The 17,587-nt window shown below is 69.1% G+C and carries 14 protein-coding genes and 1 tRNA gene; 12 read left to right on the top strand and 3 right to left on the bottom strand.

Features of this window, described 5'->3' with window-relative positions:
- Window positions 1-4: 4 nt before the first annotated feature.
- Window positions 5-682 (top strand): response regulator transcription factor, encoded by a 678-nt coding sequence (locus Aple_RS30530; protein ID WP_170321741.1) that lies wholly within the window; start codon window positions 5-7, stop codon window positions 680-682.
- On the top strand, window positions 679-1,860 hold the full coding sequence (locus Aple_RS30525; protein WP_155348173.1) for a sensor histidine kinase: 1,182 nt from the start codon (window positions 679-681) through the stop codon (window positions 1,858-1,860). The genes Aple_RS30530 and Aple_RS30525 overlap by 4 nt, the downstream gene beginning before the upstream one ends.
- Before the next feature lie 82 nt (window positions 1,861-1,942).
- On the opposite strand, the gene Aple_RS30520 is transcribed toward Aple_RS30525, so the two are convergent.
- Window positions 1,943-3,373, bottom strand: coding sequence for an alpha/beta hydrolase (locus Aple_RS30520; RefSeq protein ID WP_155348172.1), 1,431 nt, complete (start codon window positions 3,371-3,373; stop codon window positions 1,943-1,945).
- Between the two features lie 278 nt (window positions 3,374-3,651).
- On the opposite strand from Aple_RS30520, the gene ppdK reads away from it, so the two are divergent.
- From ppdK to Aple_RS30485, 7 genes are all read left to right on the top strand, one after another.
- Window positions 3,652-6,270: a pyruvate, phosphate dikinase gene (gene ppdK, locus Aple_RS30515; protein WP_155348171.1), complete on the top strand. Its 2,619-nt coding sequence runs from the start codon at window positions 3,652-3,654 to the stop codon at window positions 6,268-6,270.
- Between the two features lie 132 nt (window positions 6,271-6,402).
- Window positions 6,403-7,656 carry a deoxyguanosinetriphosphate triphosphohydrolase gene (locus tag Aple_RS30510; RefSeq protein WP_155348170.1) on the top strand — a complete coding sequence of 418 codons (1,254 nt, stop codon included), beginning with the start codon at window positions 6,403-6,405 and terminating at the stop codon, window positions 7,654-7,656.
- A 1-nt stretch (window position 7,657) separates the two neighbouring features.
- The gene (locus Aple_RS30505) at window positions 7,658-8,866 is read left to right on the top strand and encodes an NAD(P)/FAD-dependent oxidoreductase (RefSeq protein WP_155348169.1); all 1,209 of its coding nucleotides are present in this window, start codon (window positions 7,658-7,660) and stop codon (window positions 8,864-8,866) included.
- 69 nt (window positions 8,867-8,935) lie between these two features.
- Window positions 8,936-9,787, top strand: coding sequence for a M23 family metallopeptidase (locus Aple_RS30500; protein ID WP_155348255.1), 852 nt, complete (start codon window positions 8,936-8,938; stop codon window positions 9,785-9,787).
- 9 nt (window positions 9,788-9,796) lie between these two features.
- Window positions 9,797-11,647 (top strand): DNA primase, encoded by a 1,851-nt coding sequence (dnaG, locus tag Aple_RS30495; protein ID WP_155348168.1) that lies wholly within the window; start codon window positions 9,797-9,799, stop codon window positions 11,645-11,647.
- Window positions 11,648-11,791: 144 nt separating this feature from the next.
- The gene (gene rpoD / locus Aple_RS30490; RefSeq protein WP_155338147.1) at window positions 11,792-12,931 is read left to right on the top strand and encodes an RNA polymerase sigma factor RpoD; all 1,140 of its coding nucleotides are present in this window, start codon (window positions 11,792-11,794) and stop codon (window positions 12,929-12,931) included.
- A gap of 75 nt (window positions 12,932-13,006) precedes the next feature.
- A complete protein-coding gene (locus Aple_RS30485) occupies window positions 13,007-13,477 on the top strand; it encodes a hypothetical protein (protein WP_155348167.1) in 471 nt (156 codons plus the stop codon).
- 371 nt (window positions 13,478-13,848) lie between these two features.
- Here the strand turns inward: Aple_RS30485 and Aple_RS30480 are convergent, their stop codons facing one another.
- Complete coding sequence (locus tag Aple_RS30480) at window positions 13,849-14,154, bottom strand: YtxH domain-containing protein (protein WP_155348166.1); 306 nt, start codon at window positions 14,152-14,154, stop codon at window positions 13,849-13,851.
- Window positions 14,155-14,320: 166 nt separating this feature from the next.
- On the opposite strand from Aple_RS30480, the gene Aple_RS30475 reads away from it, so the two are divergent.
- Window positions 14,321-14,393, top strand: a tRNA-Asn gene (locus Aple_RS30475).
- 329 nt (window positions 14,394-14,722) lie between these two features.
- Here the strand turns inward: Aple_RS30475 and Aple_RS30470 are convergent.
- The gene (locus tag Aple_RS30470; RefSeq protein ID WP_155348165.1) at window positions 14,723-15,205 is read right to left on the bottom strand and encodes a hypothetical protein; all 483 of its coding nucleotides are present in this window, start codon (window positions 15,203-15,205) and stop codon (window positions 14,723-14,725) included.
- A 318-nt stretch (window positions 15,206-15,523) separates the two neighbouring features.
- On the opposite strand from Aple_RS30470, the gene Aple_RS30465 reads away from it, so the two are divergent.
- Entirely contained in the window at window positions 15,524-16,615 is a 1,092-nt protein-coding gene (locus Aple_RS30465) for a nitric oxide synthase oxygenase (protein ID WP_246264883.1), read from the top strand.
- 22 nt (window positions 16,616-16,637) lie between these two features.
- Window positions 16,638-17,423: an enoyl-CoA hydratase-related protein gene (locus Aple_RS30460; RefSeq protein WP_155348163.1), complete on the top strand. Its 786-nt coding sequence runs from the start codon at window positions 16,638-16,640 to the stop codon at window positions 17,421-17,423.
- Window positions 17,424-17,587 lie beyond the last annotated feature (164 nt).

Raw genomic sequence — 17,587 nt, 5'->3', positions numbered from 1 at the left:
ATAGATGAGGCTGCTCGTGGTGGAGGACGAGGAAGACCTCGTCGACGCGCTCAGAGTCGGCCTGGTCCGGGCCGGTTACGCGGTGGACGTCGCCTACGACGCGCCTACCGCCGACGAGAAACTGAAGGTCAACGCCTACGATCTGGTCCTGCTCGACCTGAACCTGCCGGGCGGGGACGGGTTCGAGCTGTGCCGGGCGGTCCGGCGCGGCGAGGGCGGCGGCCAGGTCCGCATCCTGATGGTGACCGCCAGGGACCGGCTGGACGACCGGGTCAAGGGCCTGGACGAGGGCGCCGACGACTACCTGGTGAAACCGTTCGCGTTCCCGGAGCTGCTGGCCCGGGTGCGGGCGCTGCTGCGGCGCGACTCCGCCGGGGGGACCGCCGTGCTGGAGGTCGGCGACCTGCGCCTGGACACCGCGCGGGTGGAGGCCTACCGGGGCGGGCGCCCGCTCAGCTTGACCCCCAAGGAGTTCGGGGTGCTGCACTACCTGATGACCCGTCCTGGGCACGTCGTCTCCACCGAGGAGCTGCTCGAACACGTCTGGGACGAGCACACCGACCCGTTCACCAACACGGTCCGGGTGACCGTGGGCACGCTCCGGCGCAAGCTGGCCGGGGACGGCGACTCTCTGATCGAGACCGTGATCAGCAGGGGCTACCGGCTGCGGGGGGCCACGTGAGGCTCTTCGTGCAGACGATCAGGTTCCGGTTGACCGTGCTCTACTCCGGGCTGCTGATCGCCTCGGCCGCGCTGGTGCTGGGGGCGATCTACTTCGCGGTGTCCAAGACCACCGAGCAGCGGCCGTACACGGTGGAGTACGCCAAGGCCCAGACCCGGTCCGGGGAGTATCTGGGGAAGATCCCCGTGGTGCAGGTCGAGGAGGTGGAGAACGCGGTCAACGTGCGCACCATGGAGACCCTGCGCAACTACTCCTTCGGCACGCTGGCCGGGCTCTTCCTGGCCGCGCTGGTGATCGGCTGGGTGCTGGCCGGGCGGGCGTTGCGGCCGATCCGGTCGATCACCAGGACCGCCGCCGAGATCCAGGCCACCGACCTGGCCCGGCGGATCAACCTGGCCGGGCCCCGGGACGAGCTGCGCGACCTGGCCGAGACCGTGGACACCATGCTCGGCCGGCTGGAGGACGCCTTCCGGGCCCAGCGCCAGCTCATCGACGACGCCTCGCACGAGCTGCGCAGCCCGCTGGCGATCATCCGGGCCAACCTGGACGCGGTGCTGACCGCGCCGGAGGCCACCGATGAGGAGCGGCTGCGCGCGGTCGCCATCGTGGACCGGGCCACCACCCGGATGACCCGCCTGGTCGAGGACCTGCTCGCCTCGGCCCGCCGCCAGGCCCCCGCCTTCGTGGACGCCGACGTGGACCTGGCCGCCATCGCCAACGAGGCCTGCGAGGAGTTCGCCGCCCTCGCCCTGGCCAGGAACCTGACGCTGCGGCGGCTGCTGCGCCCCGGCCTGTCCACCGTCGGCGACCACGACGCGCTGCGCCGCGCGGTCGGGAACCTGATCTCCAACGCGGTCCGGCTGGCGCCGGCCGGCACCGAGGTGATCGTGGCGGCGGGGGAGCGCGACGGCTGGGTGTGGGCGGCCGTGCAGGACGCCGGGCCCGGCATCGCCGAGGACGATCGGGACCGGGTGTTCGACCGGTTCTGGCGCGGGCACGCCAGCCGCAGGGACCGGCACACCGGGCTCGGCCTGGCGATCGTCCGCCAGATCGTCGAGTCGCACGGCGGCCTGGTCCGGGTCTTCTCCGAGCTGGGCACGGGCAGCACGTTCGTGCTCTGGCTGCCCGGGCCGAGTCCCGGCGAGGTTCCTGAGGGTAATCCCGCGGATTTTAATTAGAAAGTCGTGATCTGGGCAGCCGCAGCGGTGATTCGCCTGGTCGGCGGCTATGCGGCTGTCCATGGGACGGGTTTCTGATTAATCAGGGGCAGACGGTGCCGTTGCCGGGGACCTTGCCGTCCAGGAAATAGGCGTCGACGAGCATGTCGATGCAGGTGTTCTGGCCGTACGCGCCGTGGCCTTCGCCCTTCAGCGTCAGCAGCACGCCGGTGCCCAGTTGCTCGGTCAGCTTGGGAGCCCACTCGTACGGCGTGGCCGGGTCGTTGGTCGTGCCGATCACCACGATCGGCCCCGAGCCACGGGCGTCGATGTGCTTGTTGCTGTCCTCCCCGCGCGCGGGCCAGACGCTGCAACCGCCCGCGCTGGCGACGTCGGGCCCGAAGATCGGCGACTTCTTGCTCATCTCCTTGGCCAGGCTGACCGACTCCTGGACGCTGGGCCGGTCCGTGGTGTCCGCGCAGAGGATCGCGATCAGCGACGACTGCAGGGTGTTGTAGCTGCCGTCCGGCTGGCGCCCGGAGTAGGAGTCGGCCAGATTGAGCAGGCCCGCGCCGTTGCCCGCGATCGCGTCCGCGATGGCCTGGGTGAGCAGCGGCCAGGTCAGCTCGCTGTACAGCGCCTCGGCGATGGCGACCCTGGCCGTGTCGTCGGTGACCAGCCGCCCCTGCACGTTGAGCGGCTTGCGCCGCAGCGAGGAGAGCAGGCCGAGCACGGCCGTGTTGCCGTTGAAGGGGCAGTCCTGCGTGGCGCAGTCGGCCAGGTAGTTCTCGTACGCCCGCTGGAATCCCTTCGCCTGCGTCTTGGACTGCTCCAGCAGTCCCAGCGCCGGATCCACCGCCGCGTCCAGCACCATCCGCCCGGTCCGCTTCGGGAACTGCGTCGCGTAGAGCGCGCCCAGGTGGGTGCCGTAGGAGAACCCGAGGAAGTTCAGCTTCGGATCGCCGAGCCGGACCCGCAGCATCTCCATGTCCCTGACCGCGTTCAGCGTCCCCACGTACGGCAGGATCTCCCCCGAATGTTTCTGGCACGCCTGCGCGAACTCGGTCAGCAGCCGGGTCTGGGTGGGCACGTCCAGGCTGGGTTCGGCCTGCAGGAACGCCTCGAAGGGCTTGGGGTCCATGCAGCGCACGCCGTCGCTGCGCTCCACCCCGCGCGGGTCGAAGCTGACCAGGTCGTAGCGCCCGCCCAGGCTGCGGAACGCCGCCGCCGCGTCCGTCAGGGTGCTGACCCCGGAACCGCCGGGGCCGCCGAAGTTGAGGAGCAGCGAGCCGATCTTGGCGCCGGGTCCGGTGGCCCGCAGCCGGATCAGCGCGATACCGATCGTCTTGCCGTCCGGCTTGGTGTAGTCCAGCGGGACCTCCATGGTCGCGCACTGGAAGCCCGCCGTCGGCGCGATCTTCTCGCACGCGCCCCAGTTGATCTCCGCGGGTTTCGCCCTGGTCTCCGGGGCGGGCGCGGTCGTCCCGCACGCGCACAGAGCCAGTAGCGCGGCAACGGCCGCCAGACGCCTCATCAATACCCCCGATAGTCTGTGAGGCTTCTTCCCGGCAAATGGTCTACACCAATTAACGCGCAGGCAACATTTCGCACCTCTGAAAAATTGGTTTATACCACTTCGCGGAGGGTGAGAAGAATGGTCGTTTTTTACGCTTCACTGAATTGGATTAGACCGGTTTATGGGCCTCTGCCTGCGGAAATGGTTACATGTGACAGTCGTGACGATTCGTGGTGTTCTTTATCGGTAGAGTCGCTGAAAGCGGGGTCGGTCTGCGTTTGCTGGAGGAGCTCATCGTGCCGAAATACGTCTACGACTTCACCGAGGGGAACAAAGATCTTCGCGATCTACTCGGAGGCAAGGGCGCCAATCTCGCGGAAATGAGCAATCTGGGTCTTCCCGTGCCGCCCGGGTTCACCATCACCACGGAGGCGTGCCGGAAGTATCTGGCCGACGCTGAGATTCCGGTCGAGGAGATCGCCACGCACCTGGCCAAGCTCGAGGCGGCCATGGGCAAGCGCCTCGGCGACCCCGAGGACCCGCTGCTGGTGAGCGTACGTTCCGGGGCCAAATTCTCGATGCCGGGCATGATGGAGACCGTCCTCAACATCGGCCTCAACGACGCCTCCGTGCACGGGCTCGCCGCCAAGTCGGGCAACGAGCGGTTCGCGTGGGACTCCTACCGGCGGCTGATCCAGATGTTCGGCCGGACCGTGCTCGGCATCGACGGGGAGAAGTTCGAGGAGGCGCTGGAAGAGCTCAAGGGCGGCCGGGCCGACCTCGATCTCGACGCGGCGGATTTCCGGCGCCTGGTCGGGACGTACAAGGAGATCGTGCGGGCCGAGAAGGGCCGGGAGTTCCCCGGCGACCCGCGCGAGCAGATGGAGCTGGCCATCCGCGCGGTCTTCGACTCCTGGAACGCGTCGCGCGCGGTGCTCTACCGGCGCCAGGAGCGCATCCCCGCCGACCTCGGCACGGCCGTCAACGTGGTCGCCATGGTCTTCGGCAACCTTGGCATGGACTCCGGCACCGGCGTCGCCTTCACCCGCGACCCCGCCTCTGGGCAGCAGGGTGTCTACGGCGACTACCTGCAGAACGCACAGGGTGAGGACGTGGTGGCGGGCATCCGCAACACCGTCCCGTTGCAGGAACTGGAGAAGATCGACCCGACCTCCTACCAGGAGCTCGTGGACATCATGGGCCGCCTGGAGGGGCACTACCGGGACCTGTGCGACATCGAGTTCACCATCGAGCGCGGCAAGCTCTGGATGTTGCAGACCCGGGTCGGCAAGCGGACCGCCGCCGCGGCCTTCCGGATCGCCGTGCAGCTCGTCGACGAGGGCCTCATCGACATCGACGAGGCCGTCGTCCGGTGCACCGGCGACCAGCTCGCCCAGCTGATGTTCCCCCGCTTCGCCGACGGCGCGAAGAACACGCTGCTGACCAAGGGCATGAACGCCTCCCCGGGCGCGGCCGTCGGCCGGGCCGTCTTCTCCTCCGCCCGCGCCGTCGAACTCGCCGCCCAAGGCGTGGACGTGATCCTGGTACGGCGCGAGACCAACCCCGACGATCTCTCCGGCATGATCGCCGCCAGGGGGGTGCTGACCTCGCGCGGCGGTAAGACCTCGCACGCCGCCGTGGTGGCCCGCGGCATGGGCAAGACCTGCGTCTGCGGCGCCGAGGCCCTGGAGGTGGACTCCAGGGCCCGCCGCTTCACCGTCGGCGGCACCGTCGTCGAGGAGGGCGACGTCGTCTCCATCGACGGCAGCACCGGCGCGGTCTACCTGGGCGAGGTGCCCGTGGTGGCCTCGCCCGTGGTGGAGTACTTCGAGGGCATGCCCTCCGGCGACGAGCTGGTGGCGGCCGTCCACCGGATCATGGCGCACGCGGACGGCAGCAGGCGGCTGGCCGTCCGCGCCAACGCCGACACCCCCGAGGACGCGGCCCGGGCGCGGCGGTTCGGCGCGCAGGGCATCGGGCTGTGCCGTACCGAGCACATGTTCCTGGGCGAGCGCCGCCAGCTGGTGGAGGACCTGGTCCTGGCCGAGACCCCGGCCGAGCGGCAGTCCGCCCTGGACGCCCTGGAACCCCTGCAGAGGGCCGACTTCGCCGGCCTGTTCGAGGCGATGGCCGGGCTGCCGGTGACGATCCGGCTGATCGACCCGCCGCTGCACGAGTTCCTGCCCGACCTCGTGGACCTGTCGGTCAAGGTGGCCACCGGCGCGGGAACGGAGAAGGACGCCCGGCTGCTCGCCGCAGTCAAGCGGCTGCACGAGCAGAACCCGATGCTCGGCCTGCGCGGGGTACGGCTCGGCCTGGTCATCCCCGGCCTGTTCGCCATGCAGGTCCGCGCGATCGCCCAGGCGGCCAGGCAGGCCACGAAGGCCCGCGCCGAGATCATGATCCCGCTGGTCGGCGCGGTCCAGGAGCTGGAGAGCGTACGCGAGGAGGCGCTCACGATCCTCGCCGAGGCCGGCGTGCACGCCCTGATCGGCACCATGATCGAGGTCCCGCGGGCCGCGCTGACCGCCGGGCAGATCGCCGAGGCCGCCCAGTTCTTCTCCTTCGGCACCAACGACCTCACCCAGATGACCTGGGGCTTCTCCCGCGACGACGTCGAAGCCTCCTTCTTCGGGAAATATCTGGATCTGGGGATCTTCGGGGTGTCGCCGTTCGAGTCCCTGGACCGGGACGGCGTCGGCCGCCTGATGCGGATCGCGGTCGAGGAGGGGCGCGCCGCCAGGCCCGATCTCAAGCTGGGCATCTGCGGCGAGCACGGCGGCGACCCCGAATCGGTCCGGTTCTGCCACGAGATCGGCCTCGACTACGTCTCCTGCTCGCCGTTCCGGGTTCCGGTGGCGCGGCTGGAGGCGGGCCGGGCCGCGCTCCGCAGCGCGGGATCCGACACCCGATAGCCGTAAACCGTTGGCGACCGGGCTCCAGCGCCCGGTCGCCAACGGACACGGGGCCACTGTTTCCATCGCGTTTGTCGTTGAGAGCGGTGTTTGCGGGTACTGTCTCACTCCCTGCAGAGAAAGGGGGAACTCGTGACGCCGTACACCGAACACGACCAGGCACGATGGGTTCCCGAACCGGTGGGCCACACCGAGCGCGGGCCGTTCGAGCGGGACCGGGCGCGCGTCCTGCACAGCGACGCGCTGCGCCGGCTGGCGGCCAAGACGCAGGTCGTCACCCCCGGCGAGCGCGGCATGCACAGCCCGCGCACCCGGCTCACCCACTCCCTGGAATGCGCCCAGATCGGCCGCGAGATGGCCGGGGTCCTGGGCCGCGACCCCGACCTGGTGGAGACCGCCTGCCTGGCCCACGACCTCGGCCACCCGCCCTTCGGCCACAACGGCGAGACCGCCCTGAACGCGGTGGCCGCCCGCTGCGGCGGCTTCGAGGGCAACGCGCAGAGCCTGCGGCTGCTCACCCGGCTGGAGGCCAAGGTCCTCACCGAGGACGACCGCAGCGCCGGGCTCAACCTCACCCGCGCCGCCCTGGACGCCGCCATCAAATACCCGTGGACCCGCGAATCCGGCCCCAAATACTGCGTCTACCCGGACGATCAGCCGGTCTTCGACTGGGTACGGCAAGGGGCCCCACCCGGCCGGGTCAGCTTTGAGGCGCAGATCATGGACTGGGCCGATGACGTCGCCTACTCCGTGCACGACCTGGAGGACGCGCTGCACTCCGGCCACGTCACCCCCAAGGCGCTCCGCGACCCCGAGGAGCGCCGCGAGGTCTGCCGCACCACCCGCGCCTGGTACGCGCCCGACACCGACCTGGGCGAGCTGGAGGACATCTTCGCCCGCCTGGCCGCCGGACCAGTCTGGCCCGCCCACTTCGACGGCGGCCTGGCCGACCTGGCCGCGCTCAAACGCCTCACCAGCACCACCATCGGCCGGTTCTGCCGCTCCGCCCAGGAGGCCACCAGGGCCGCCTACCCGGCCGAGTCGGCGGGCCGCCACGACGCCGACCTGATCGTGCCGCGCCTCACCCGGCTGGAGTGCGCCCTGCTCAAAGGCATCACCGCGCACTACGTGATGACCCGCGACGACCACCACGCCACCCAGGGACGGCAGCGCGAGCTGATCGCCGAACTGGCCTCGCTGATCATGCTGGGCGCGCCCGCCACTCTGGAGCCCGCGCTCCGCCCCGCCTTCGAGCTCGCGGTGGGCGACGCCGGCCGGCTGCGCGCCGTGGTCGACCAGATCGCCTCCCTCACCGACGCCTCCGCCATCGCCCTGCACGGGCGCCTGACAGGTGCGAGGATCGGCCGTAGGGAAGGAGCACCCTGACATGTCTCATCACGATTCGCGGTTCGTCATCATCGGTGGCGGCCTGGCCGGTGCCAAGGCTGCCGAGACCCTGCGGGCCGAGGGGTTCGACGGGCCGGTGACGATCATCGCGGCCGAGCAGGAACGCCCGTACGAGCGGCCGCCGCTCTCCAAGGGCTACCTGCAGGGCTCGGCCGAGCTGCCCGAGGTCTATGTACACGAGGACGGCTGGTACCGCGCGCACGACGTGGACCTGCGCCTCGGCGTACCGGCCACCCGGGTGGTGCCCGGGGAGCAGGTGGTCGAGCTGGGGACGGGGGAGCGGCTGCCGTACCTGCGGCTGCTGATCGCGACCGGGTCCACGCCGCGCCCGCTGCCGGTGGACGGCGCGGACCTGGACGGCGTGCACTACCTGCGCACCCTGGCCGACAGCCAGGCGCTGCGGGCCGCCTTCGGCCACGGCGGCGACGTGGTGATCATCGGGGCGGGCTGGATCGGCCTGGAGACGGCCGCCGCCGCCCGCAAGGCCGGGTGTCGCGTGGTCGTCGTCGAGCCCGAGCCGACCCCGCTGAACCGCACCCTCGGCAGCAGGATCGGCGAGGTCTTCGCCGGCCTGCACCGGCGCAACGGCGTCGAGTTCCGCCTCGGCGCGTCCGTGACCCGGCTGCGCGGCGAGGGCGGGCACGTGCGCGCCGTGGAGATCTCCGGCGGCGAGTCGCTCCCGGCCGACGACGTGGTGGTCGGCATCGGCGCCGCCCCCAACATCGAGCTGGCCGCCGGCGCCGGGCTCGACGTCGGCACCGGCATCCTGGTCGACGCGTCCCTGCGCACCAGCGACCCCGCCGTCTTCGCCGCCGGGGACGTCGCCGAGGCCGCCCACCCGCTGCTCGGCCGCCGGATCCGGATCGAGCACTGGGCCAACGCCCTCAACCAGGGCCCGGCCGCCGCCCGCGCCATGATGGGCCTCCCGGTCAGCTACGACCTGCTGCCCTACTTCTACACCGACCAGTTCGAACTGGGCATGGAGTTCTCCGGCGACATCGACGGCCACGACCAGATCGTCATCCGGGGCGCGGACCTGGAGTTCATCGCGTTCTGGCTGCGGCAGGGCCGGGTGATCGCCGGCATGAACGTCAACGTCTGGGACGTCGTCGACGACATCCAGGCGCTGATCCGGTCCGGCCGCCAGGTGGACCCGGCCGAGCTGGCCGACCCGGAAACCCCGTTCTAGTCCGAATCGACATGCTGGTCGGTTACAAAAGAGAGGAAGAGTTTCGATACCGTCACGCAGGTGGAGATCATGCGATCGGGGACACTGGCGCTCGTTCTGCTCACGGCCGCGTGCAGCGCACCGGCCGGAGTGGCCGGCGTGAGCACCAATCCTCCCTCGCCGCGCGCGTTGTCGGCCGCAGAACCGACCGTGGACGGCACCGCCACGCCGGGCACGACGTTCGCCGCGGCCGTCGTGCCCCCGCCCGGCGACGAGCCCGTCCGGCTGCCCCCGCCCAAGGTCTCCCGGTTCAGCTACGTCTACCCGGTCAAGGGCTGCAGGACCACCTACGAGCGCAGGCGGCTGGTGCTGCCCAAGACCACCATCTGGGCCGGGCGCGGCTGCGCCTTCGTGGCCCCCGTGGACGGCGTGGTGCGCGAGGTCAACGTACAGAATAAGTGGAAACCCTCCACTGACCAGGGCGCCCACCGGGAGGGCCGGTATGTCACCGTGCTCGGCGAGGACGGCGTGCTCTACCTCGGCGGCCACCTCGACACGGTCGCGCCGGGCATCCGGCCGGGAGTGAAGGTCAAAGCGGGGCGGCTGCTCGGCCGGGTGGGCAACACGGGCAACGCCCGGAGCACGGCGAGTAATCTGTATTTCGCGGTCAGCTGGCCGGCGCCGCCGCAGTACTGGTGGATCCGGCGCGGCATGGTCGACCCCTGGACGTTCCTGGACGCCTGGTGGGACGGCAACCGCACGTTCTCCCCCCGGGCGGCCATGCTGGCGGTGCGCGAACGGGTTGGCACGCTCCCGGCGTGCTCGGTGCTGTGCGCGGGCAAGGCACAGGAGCCGAAACCCAAACCCACCCAGAAGCCCGAGGAGGAGGAGCCTAAGGTGATCGTCCCATTGAACGTCGAGCCCGCCCGTTCCGGCCAATAGACTCGCGACGTGGCAGGCCGGATCAGTGATGAGGACATCGCGCTCGTGCGCGAACGCGCGCAGATCGCCGATGTCGTGGGCGACTATGTGCAACTGCGCAACGCGGGCGGCGGCAACCTGAAAGGGCTCTGCCCCTTCCACGATGAGAAGTCGCCCTCGTTCAACGTCACCCCCGCGCGGGGCATGTACTTCTGCTTCGGCTGCTCCGAGGGCGGCGACGTCATCACCTTCATCCAGAAGATCGACGCGCTGACCTTCGCCGAGGCGGTCGAGCGGCTGGCCCAGCGGGTCGGCCTCCAGCTCCGCTACGAGCAGGGCGGCTACGTCCCCGGGCGGCAGCAGGGCGAACGCTCCCGGCTGATCGAGGCGCACCGCGCCGCCGCCGAATACTACGTCTCCCAGCTGTCCACCCCCGAGGCCGCGGCCGGCCGCCGGTTCCTGTCCGAGCGCGGCTTCGAACGCGTCGACGCCGAGCACTTCGGCATCGGCTACGCCCCCAACGAGTGGGAAGCCCTCACCCGCCACCTGATGGGCCGCGGCTTCACCAGCCAGGAACTGCTGCGCGGCGGCCTGGCCGCCGAAGGCCGGCGCGGCCCGCGCGACCGCTTCCGCGGCCGCCTGATCTGGCCGATCCGCGAGATCACCGGCGACGTCATCGGCTTCGGCGCCCGCAAGCTGCTGGACGCCGACGACGGCCCCAAATACCTCAACACCCCGGAAAGCCCGATCTACCACAAGAGTTCCGTGCTGTACGGGATCGACCTGGCCAAACGGGAGATCTCCAAGCGTTCCCAGGCCGTCATCGTCGAGGGCTACACCGACGTCATGGCCCTGCACCTGGCCGGCGTGCCCACCGCCGTGGCCACCTGCGGCACCGCCTTCGGCGAAGACCACATCAAGGTGCTCAGGCGCATCCTGTTCGACCAGGGCCAGGGCGAGGTGATCTTCACCTTCGACGGCGACTCGGCCGGGCAGAAGGCCGCGCTGCGCGCCTTCCAGGACGAGCAGAAGTTCGTCACCCAGACCTATGTCGCGGTCCAGGCAGACGGCCTCGACCCGTGCGACCTGCGGGTCAAGCAGGGCGACGCGGCCGTCCGGGACCTGGTCGCCAGCCGCGAGCCGCTGTTCGCCTTCGCCATCCGCAGCGTCATCTCCCGCTTCGACCTCAACACCAACGAGGGCAAACTCTCCGCCCTGGACGCCGCCGCCCCCGTCGTCGCCTCGATCAAGGACCGCGCGCTGCGCGGGATGTACGCGGTGGATCTCGACCGCTGGCTCGGCTTCATGAACGAACGATTCGTGGTCGAGCGCATCCAGGAGATCGCCGCCCGCCCCGCGGAGACGCGTCCCGCGGCCCGGCCCGCCCGCGCCGGCGGCCGCAAGGAGCCGATGGACCCGATGGCCCGGCTGGAGGCTGAAGCCCTCAAGCTGGCCGTCCAGCGCCCCGCCCTGCTCGGCCCCGAGTTCGACGCGCTCGACGCCGAGACTTTCGCGCAACCCGAGCACAACGCCCTCTACCAGCTCATCCTCGCGGTCGGCGGCACGGCGGCAGGCGGCCCGGGCGGCAGGGAGTGGGTGGAGCGGCTGCTGAACGGCGCCGCCGAGGAGCTGCGCCCGCTGATCACCCGTTTCGCCGTGGAGGCGGTCCGCGCCGACGTGAACGGCGAAGGGCGATACGGCACCGCCGTGCTGGCGAAACTCCAGGAAGTGACCGTGGGCCGCGCATTGGACCGGTTGAAATCGCGAATGCAACGCCTCAACCCGATCGACGAACAGCAGGAGTACAACCGGATGTTCGCCGAACTGGTGGCACTGGAGCAGCAGCGACGCGTGTTGAGAGAACGCGCCGCCGGGGCGTGAATAACAATACTTTCCTGATCTCACAGCGCCGAAACATTGGTTTGATATCGATTCGGTAATGACGCAGGTCTTACCTTGGGTGACAAAAATAGGCCTGCCGTTTTGCTGTGCCTATACCGCAGACTGTGTTCCGTGGGTGCATCGGTGCTACCAAGCGGGCCGCCATCGGTAGACCAGGTGGCGGAGCTCGTCGTGAAGGGAAGGGAGCGCGGAAGCGTCACGGTAGACGACGTGGCCGCCGCGCTCGACCGATCCGAGCTGCCTGCGGACGCGCTGGAGCGCGTCGTGCGCATGCTCGCCGAGAACGGGGTCGAGGTCCTGGAGCCGCAAGGCGACGAGGAGACCGCGAAGCCCGACGAGGAGGATGTCGGCAAGCGAGCCCCGACCAGCGACCTGGTCCGCATCTACCTGCGGGAGATCGGCCGGGTGCCGCTGCTCACGGCCGAGGAGGAGGTGGAACTCGCCAAGGCCATCGAGGCCGGCCTCTTCGCCGAGGACAAGCTCTGCGAGACACCGTCCATCCGGGTCGCCCGTCCCGAGTTCGAGGACCTCGTCTGGGAGGGCGTCCGCGCCAAGCAACGCCTGATCGAGGCCAACCTCCGCCTCGTCGTCTCCATCGCGAAACGCTATGTCGGCCGTGGAATGTTGTTCCTGGACCTGATCCAGGAAGGCAATCTCGGTCTCATCCGTGCGGTCGAGAAATTCGATTACACCAAGGGATATAAGTTTTCGACGTACGCGACCTGGTGGATTCGCCAGGCGATCACACGCGCGATCGCGGATCAGGCGCGAACGATTAGAATTCCCGTTCACATGGTGGAGACGATCAACAAATTGGTCCGCGTGCAGCGCCAGCTTCACCAGGATCTCGGCCGCGAACCCGCGCCGGAGGAGATCGCCGCGGAAATGGACCTGCCCATCGATCGGGTGATCGAGATTCAGCGCATCGCGCAGGAGCCGGTCTCGCTGCAGTCCCCGATCGGCGAGGAGGACTCCGACCTCGGTGACTTCATCGAGGACGCGGACGCCGTGGTGCCGATCGAGGCAGCCGCTTTCATCATGTTGCAGGACCAGCTGGACGACATCCTGGCGACGTTGTCCGAGCGGGAGCAGCGCATCATCCAGCTGCGGTTCGGGCTCGCCGACGGGCATCCGCGGACGCTGGAAGAGGTGGGTCGCGAGTTCGGGGTAACCCGGGAACGAATCCGTCAAATCGAATCGAAGACCCTGGCCAAACTCCGCCACCCGACGCGGGCTCAGATGTTGCGGGACTACCTGGATTGAGGCGTTTTCTGAGCGGCTGCGCCTTCGGGCGCGGCCGTTCGCTTCTCGAGATCCCCGGTCCAGTAGTTTCTTCTTATGCGTCTTTTCGGGTCCCGGCTTCCCGCTGATGTTCGTACCGCTTTGCATGGGGAGCGGCCGCTCAGCCATGCGCTGACGGCTGGGGGTGGCTACGCGGTCGCGACCCTGGAGGCGTTGCACCTGCCTGGCGGGATTCGGGTGCCCTGGTATGAGGTGGACCGGGCCGTCTGGGACCAGGAGGGCGTGACAGTCGTCATGACCGGGGGCGGGCAGCACCGGGTGGATCTCCCGGAGCCCGGCCTGCTGCCGGAGACGATCAGAGAGCGAGTCACCAACTCGATTCTGGCAAGCAGGTATGTACGGCTCAGCGAGCGCGGCGGCGTGCGACTGGTGGCCCGCCGCATCGCCGGCCGCGACACGGTCGAGTGGGAGTTCGTGTACGACCCTGAGCTCGACCCCACCGACCCAGGCGTCCGCGCCGCTGTAGAGCAGGCACTAGAAGAGGTCAGACGCGCCCTGGGCGTCTGACGCCCGCTACCGGCGGCTCTGGTCGCGACACGCCGACGGCGCGCCTTTCGCGTCGAAAGACGGCCGCAAGGCTCACGGCTCGCCACTCCGCGGGCGGAAGACGGCCGGGAGGTGCTCACGACTTCCCACCTGCGGGCGAAACCATGGTCGTGAGGCGCTGACGGCTCGCCTTCGGCAGGCGGAAAGATGACCGGGAGTGCTGACGGGTCGGCACCCTGTGGGCGAAACCATGGTCGTAGGGCGGCTCGCCCTTGGCTGGCGGGAAGATGGTCGGGAGGTGCGAAGGCGTGCCATCCTGCCTGGGCCGGAAGATGGACGGGAGTGCGAAGGCTCGCCATCCTGGCCTGCGGGCAAGTCGGGAAATATCGGGGTCAGGTTACGCGAGGGGTGTCGGATTCGGGCCAGCCGGTTGGGCTGGTCACCGTCTCCCGTTCGTGGCGCTCGGACTTGCCGCGAAAGGGAACGTGACCGCCGAACTTGTCATCGGCCATGTCCCTCGCGGCGTTCGCGGCCCTCGACACCCGAGCCCCCAGCAGCCCCGCCGCCTCCTGAACACGCGGATTGTCGGCCACCCGCTGCGCCGCACCCTTGATCTGCTCGTAGCGCTCGCGACCCGCCCGGGTGCCCAGGACATAACCCACACCCAGCCCAGCGGCGAACATCAGCTTGTTCCGCATCTTCCACCTCCCGGCTCATGTCTAACCGGTCCCTACCCTCAGGAACAGCATCTATCCAACCTCAGCCGATGTCCCCAAATGGATGTGACAGACCACCCCCCGAGTGCGCTAATCTAGTTCCGCGCCGCAAGGAAGGCCGAAAGGCCGGATCGCAAGGCGGCGGCAATCCCGTGTAGCTCAATCGGCAGAGCAGCCGGCTGTTAACCGGCAGGTTATAGGTTCGAGTCCTATCGCGGGAGCTCGAAGTCGAAGGTCTGTGGTCGCAAGCGGAGCTTGCTCCCGCAGGCCTTCTCGCGTTTACACGGGGGGGCGACCCCCCGAGCCCCCCGTGTGGGGGGCACAGGCCCCCCACGCCCCCTGAGGTTGCTAGCGCGTTGCCTTCTGGGGAGGCTCGTTTGCCTAGGTCTCCTCGTCGTTGCGCAGGGGCGACCCCCGAGTCCCGATGTGAGGGCACGGCCTCCCATGTCGCCGAGGTTGCTGGCGCGTTGCTGTTTTCGGGTAAGGGGTTGCTGGTTTCGGCGGGTCCCGATGGTTGTCCTGCTTGTGGGGGTTTTCTTTTGGGTGGTGGCTAGGGGAGGGGGGAGTTGTCGGGCATTGATAGGCGGAGGACCCAGAGGGATTTTTCGGGGACTGAGGTGAGGCGGTAGTGGATGCCGTTGAGGGTGGTGCGGTGGTAGCGGGGCCAGGTGGGGGTGGGGAGGACGGTTGCGGGTTGGTTGGGGAAGGGGAGGCTGGCGCAGGCGCGGAGGAAGGCGGTGGCTGTTTCTGGGGGGCTGCCGTAGGCCTGGCAGGAGATTGTTCGGACTTGGCCGGGGATGCGGCCGCCGAGGATAGCGGAGAGGCGTCCGCCTGAGGGTTGGTTGACGCTGCCGTGGCGGGTGTTTTGGTGGGGGTTGTGGCCTTCGTCGAACTGGAGTCCCCACTGTTGGGTCAGGTGGGTTTGGACGGTGGCGAGGTGGAGGCTGGTGGGGGCCAGGCGGTCGATTGAGATCGTTTCGCAGCCGGCGGTGAGGAGCAGGGCGGGCCCGAGGATGGTGAGCATGGGGTTCATCGGGCCTCCTGTGGCTACTGAGCGCGTCTGCAGGGATTCTCGCAGTAGTGGGAGGGAAAGGCTCGCAACGTTCCGTTGTCATTCGTGCACAGATTTGGATGACAAATCATCGGACAGTGGCAGAAAATGTGATCTGCTGCGCCTGAAGGCGTGGCTGCCGCGGATCGACATGCGCAGTGGTGGGGGAGGGCCACCGCTAGAGGGTCACAGCGCCGCCCGGAATCGGCGTGGGGGCCCGCGAGTGGAATGTGGCGGTTTTTCAACGTGGGCACGTGGTGGAAGAGGGTCGCGAAAGCCGTACAGAACGAGGATGAGGGGGTGGATAAGGCAGCGGCGGAGGAGTTCATCCGGCTTTATCATGCGGAGAATCCGGCCGCGGGGTCGATACGGCCCAGGCTGCGGGATGCTCTCGCCGAGATCGATCGGACCGGGAGTTACACGCATACGCCGGGCGAGCTGGCGTTCGGGGCGCGGGTGGCGTGGCGGAACAGCAGCCGGTGCATCGGGCGGCTGTACTGGAAGTCGCTGCGGATCAGGGATCGGCGGCATGTGGACACCGCCGACGGGATCACCGACGAGTGCGTGGAGCATCTGCGCGTCGCGGGGAACAAGGGGCGGATTCGTCCGACGATCACCGTGTTCGCTCCGGACCGTCCGGGGCGTCGGGCGGCCAGGATCAGGAACGAACAGCTCATCAGGTACGCGGGTCATCGCCAGCCGGACGGCTCGATCGTGGGGGATCCGCTCTACGCCGACTTCACCGATCAGGCGCGGGCGCTCGGCTGGGAGCCTCCCGGTGGGCGGTTCGACGTGCTCCCGCTGCTGATCGACGTCAAAGGGGTCACCGAGCTCCGTACCCTGCCCGCTGAGGTGATCATGGAGGTGCCGATCACGCATCCGCACTATCCGTGGTTCGCGCAGCTCGGGCTGCGCTGGCATGCCGTGCCCGCGATATCCAACATGTGCCTGGAGATCGGGGGGCTCTGCTATCCCGCGGCGCCCTTCAACGGGTGGTATATGGGCACCGAGATCGGCGCGCGTAACCTCGCCGACACCGACCGATACGACCAGTTACCGCTGATCGCTCGCCATCTGGGCATGGACACCAGTAACGAGCGCACGCTCTGGCGTGATCACGCCCTGGTCGAACTCAACGTCGCCGTGCTGCACTCCTTCGCCGAAGCGGGGGTCACCATGACCGACCATCACACCGAAGCGCGACGTTTCATGACCCACCTGGAGAAAGAGGAACGCTCCGGACGGGTCTGCCCGGCCGACTGGTCCTGGATCGTGCCGCCGCTCTCGGGCGCGCTCACTCCGGTCTTCCACCGCTACTACGACGATGTACGGCTGAGGCCGGCCTTCGCCCACCACCCCGCTGTTGCCGCTCCGACAACAGATAGAACATAATTCGGTCCTGAGAGGGGATCCCATGACCGAGGAACTGGTGCTGACCGACCTGGCCGACGGCGTGCTCGTGCTCACGTTCAACCGGCCGGAACGGCTGAACGCGTGGACCGACGAGATGGGGCGCCGCTACTTCGACCTGCTGGATGAGGCCGAGCAGAACCCCGACGTCCGGGTCATCGTGGTCACCGGCGCGGGCAAGGGCTTCTGCTCAGGCGCGGACTTCCAGACGCTCACCGCCATCCAGACCGGTGAGTACGCCGGAGAACCCGACAAACGACCGAACACCCATCCGGTGTCGATCAACAAGCCGATCATCGCGGCCGTCAACGGCGCCTGCGCGGGGCTCGGCATGGTGCACGCGCTCGTCTGCGACCTCGTCTTCACGGCGGCCGACGCCAAGTGGACCACCGCCTTCGCCCGCCGCGGCCTCATCGCGGAGTACGGCATGGCGTGGGTGCTGCCCAAGCTCATCGGGCAGGCCCGGGCGCTGGACATCCTGATGTCGGGCCGGACGTTCACCGGCGTCGAGGCGGCGCGGATGGGGCTCGCGCTGCGTGCCGTACCGGGCGAGCAGTTGCTGGCCGAGACCCTCGCCTATGCGCGGGACCTGGCTACGAACAGCTCGCCCTCGTCGATGGCGGTGATCAAGCGGCAGGTGTGGGGCGACTGGGACAAGGGCCTGGAGGACTCCCGCGACGCCGCCGAACGCCTGATGCTCGAATCATTCAGCCGTCCCGACTTCACCGAGGGCGTCGCCAGCTTCCTGGAACGCCGCCCACCGGAGTTTCCCCCGCTCACGGCACCATGATCAGCGCGGGTTTCCCGTCGGGACGTGAGAGCTGAGGCTCGTAGCGGGTGGGCGGCAACGGCCACGGCGACCATGAGGGCGGGCGGAAGCCCAGTAAGTACAAGGGTGGGCGGTAACGGCCACGGCGACCGCGGGGCCGGGCGGAAGCCCGGTAAGAAACAAAG

This window comes from Acrocarpospora pleiomorpha, assembly GCF_009687885.1.
In the GTDB taxonomy this organism is placed as follows: domain Bacteria; phylum Actinomycetota; class Actinomycetes; order Streptosporangiales; family Streptosporangiaceae; genus Acrocarpospora; species Acrocarpospora pleiomorpha.
The sequence above is the reverse complement of the archived record's forward strand: the minus strand, read 5'-3'. Positions and strand labels throughout refer to the sequence as shown.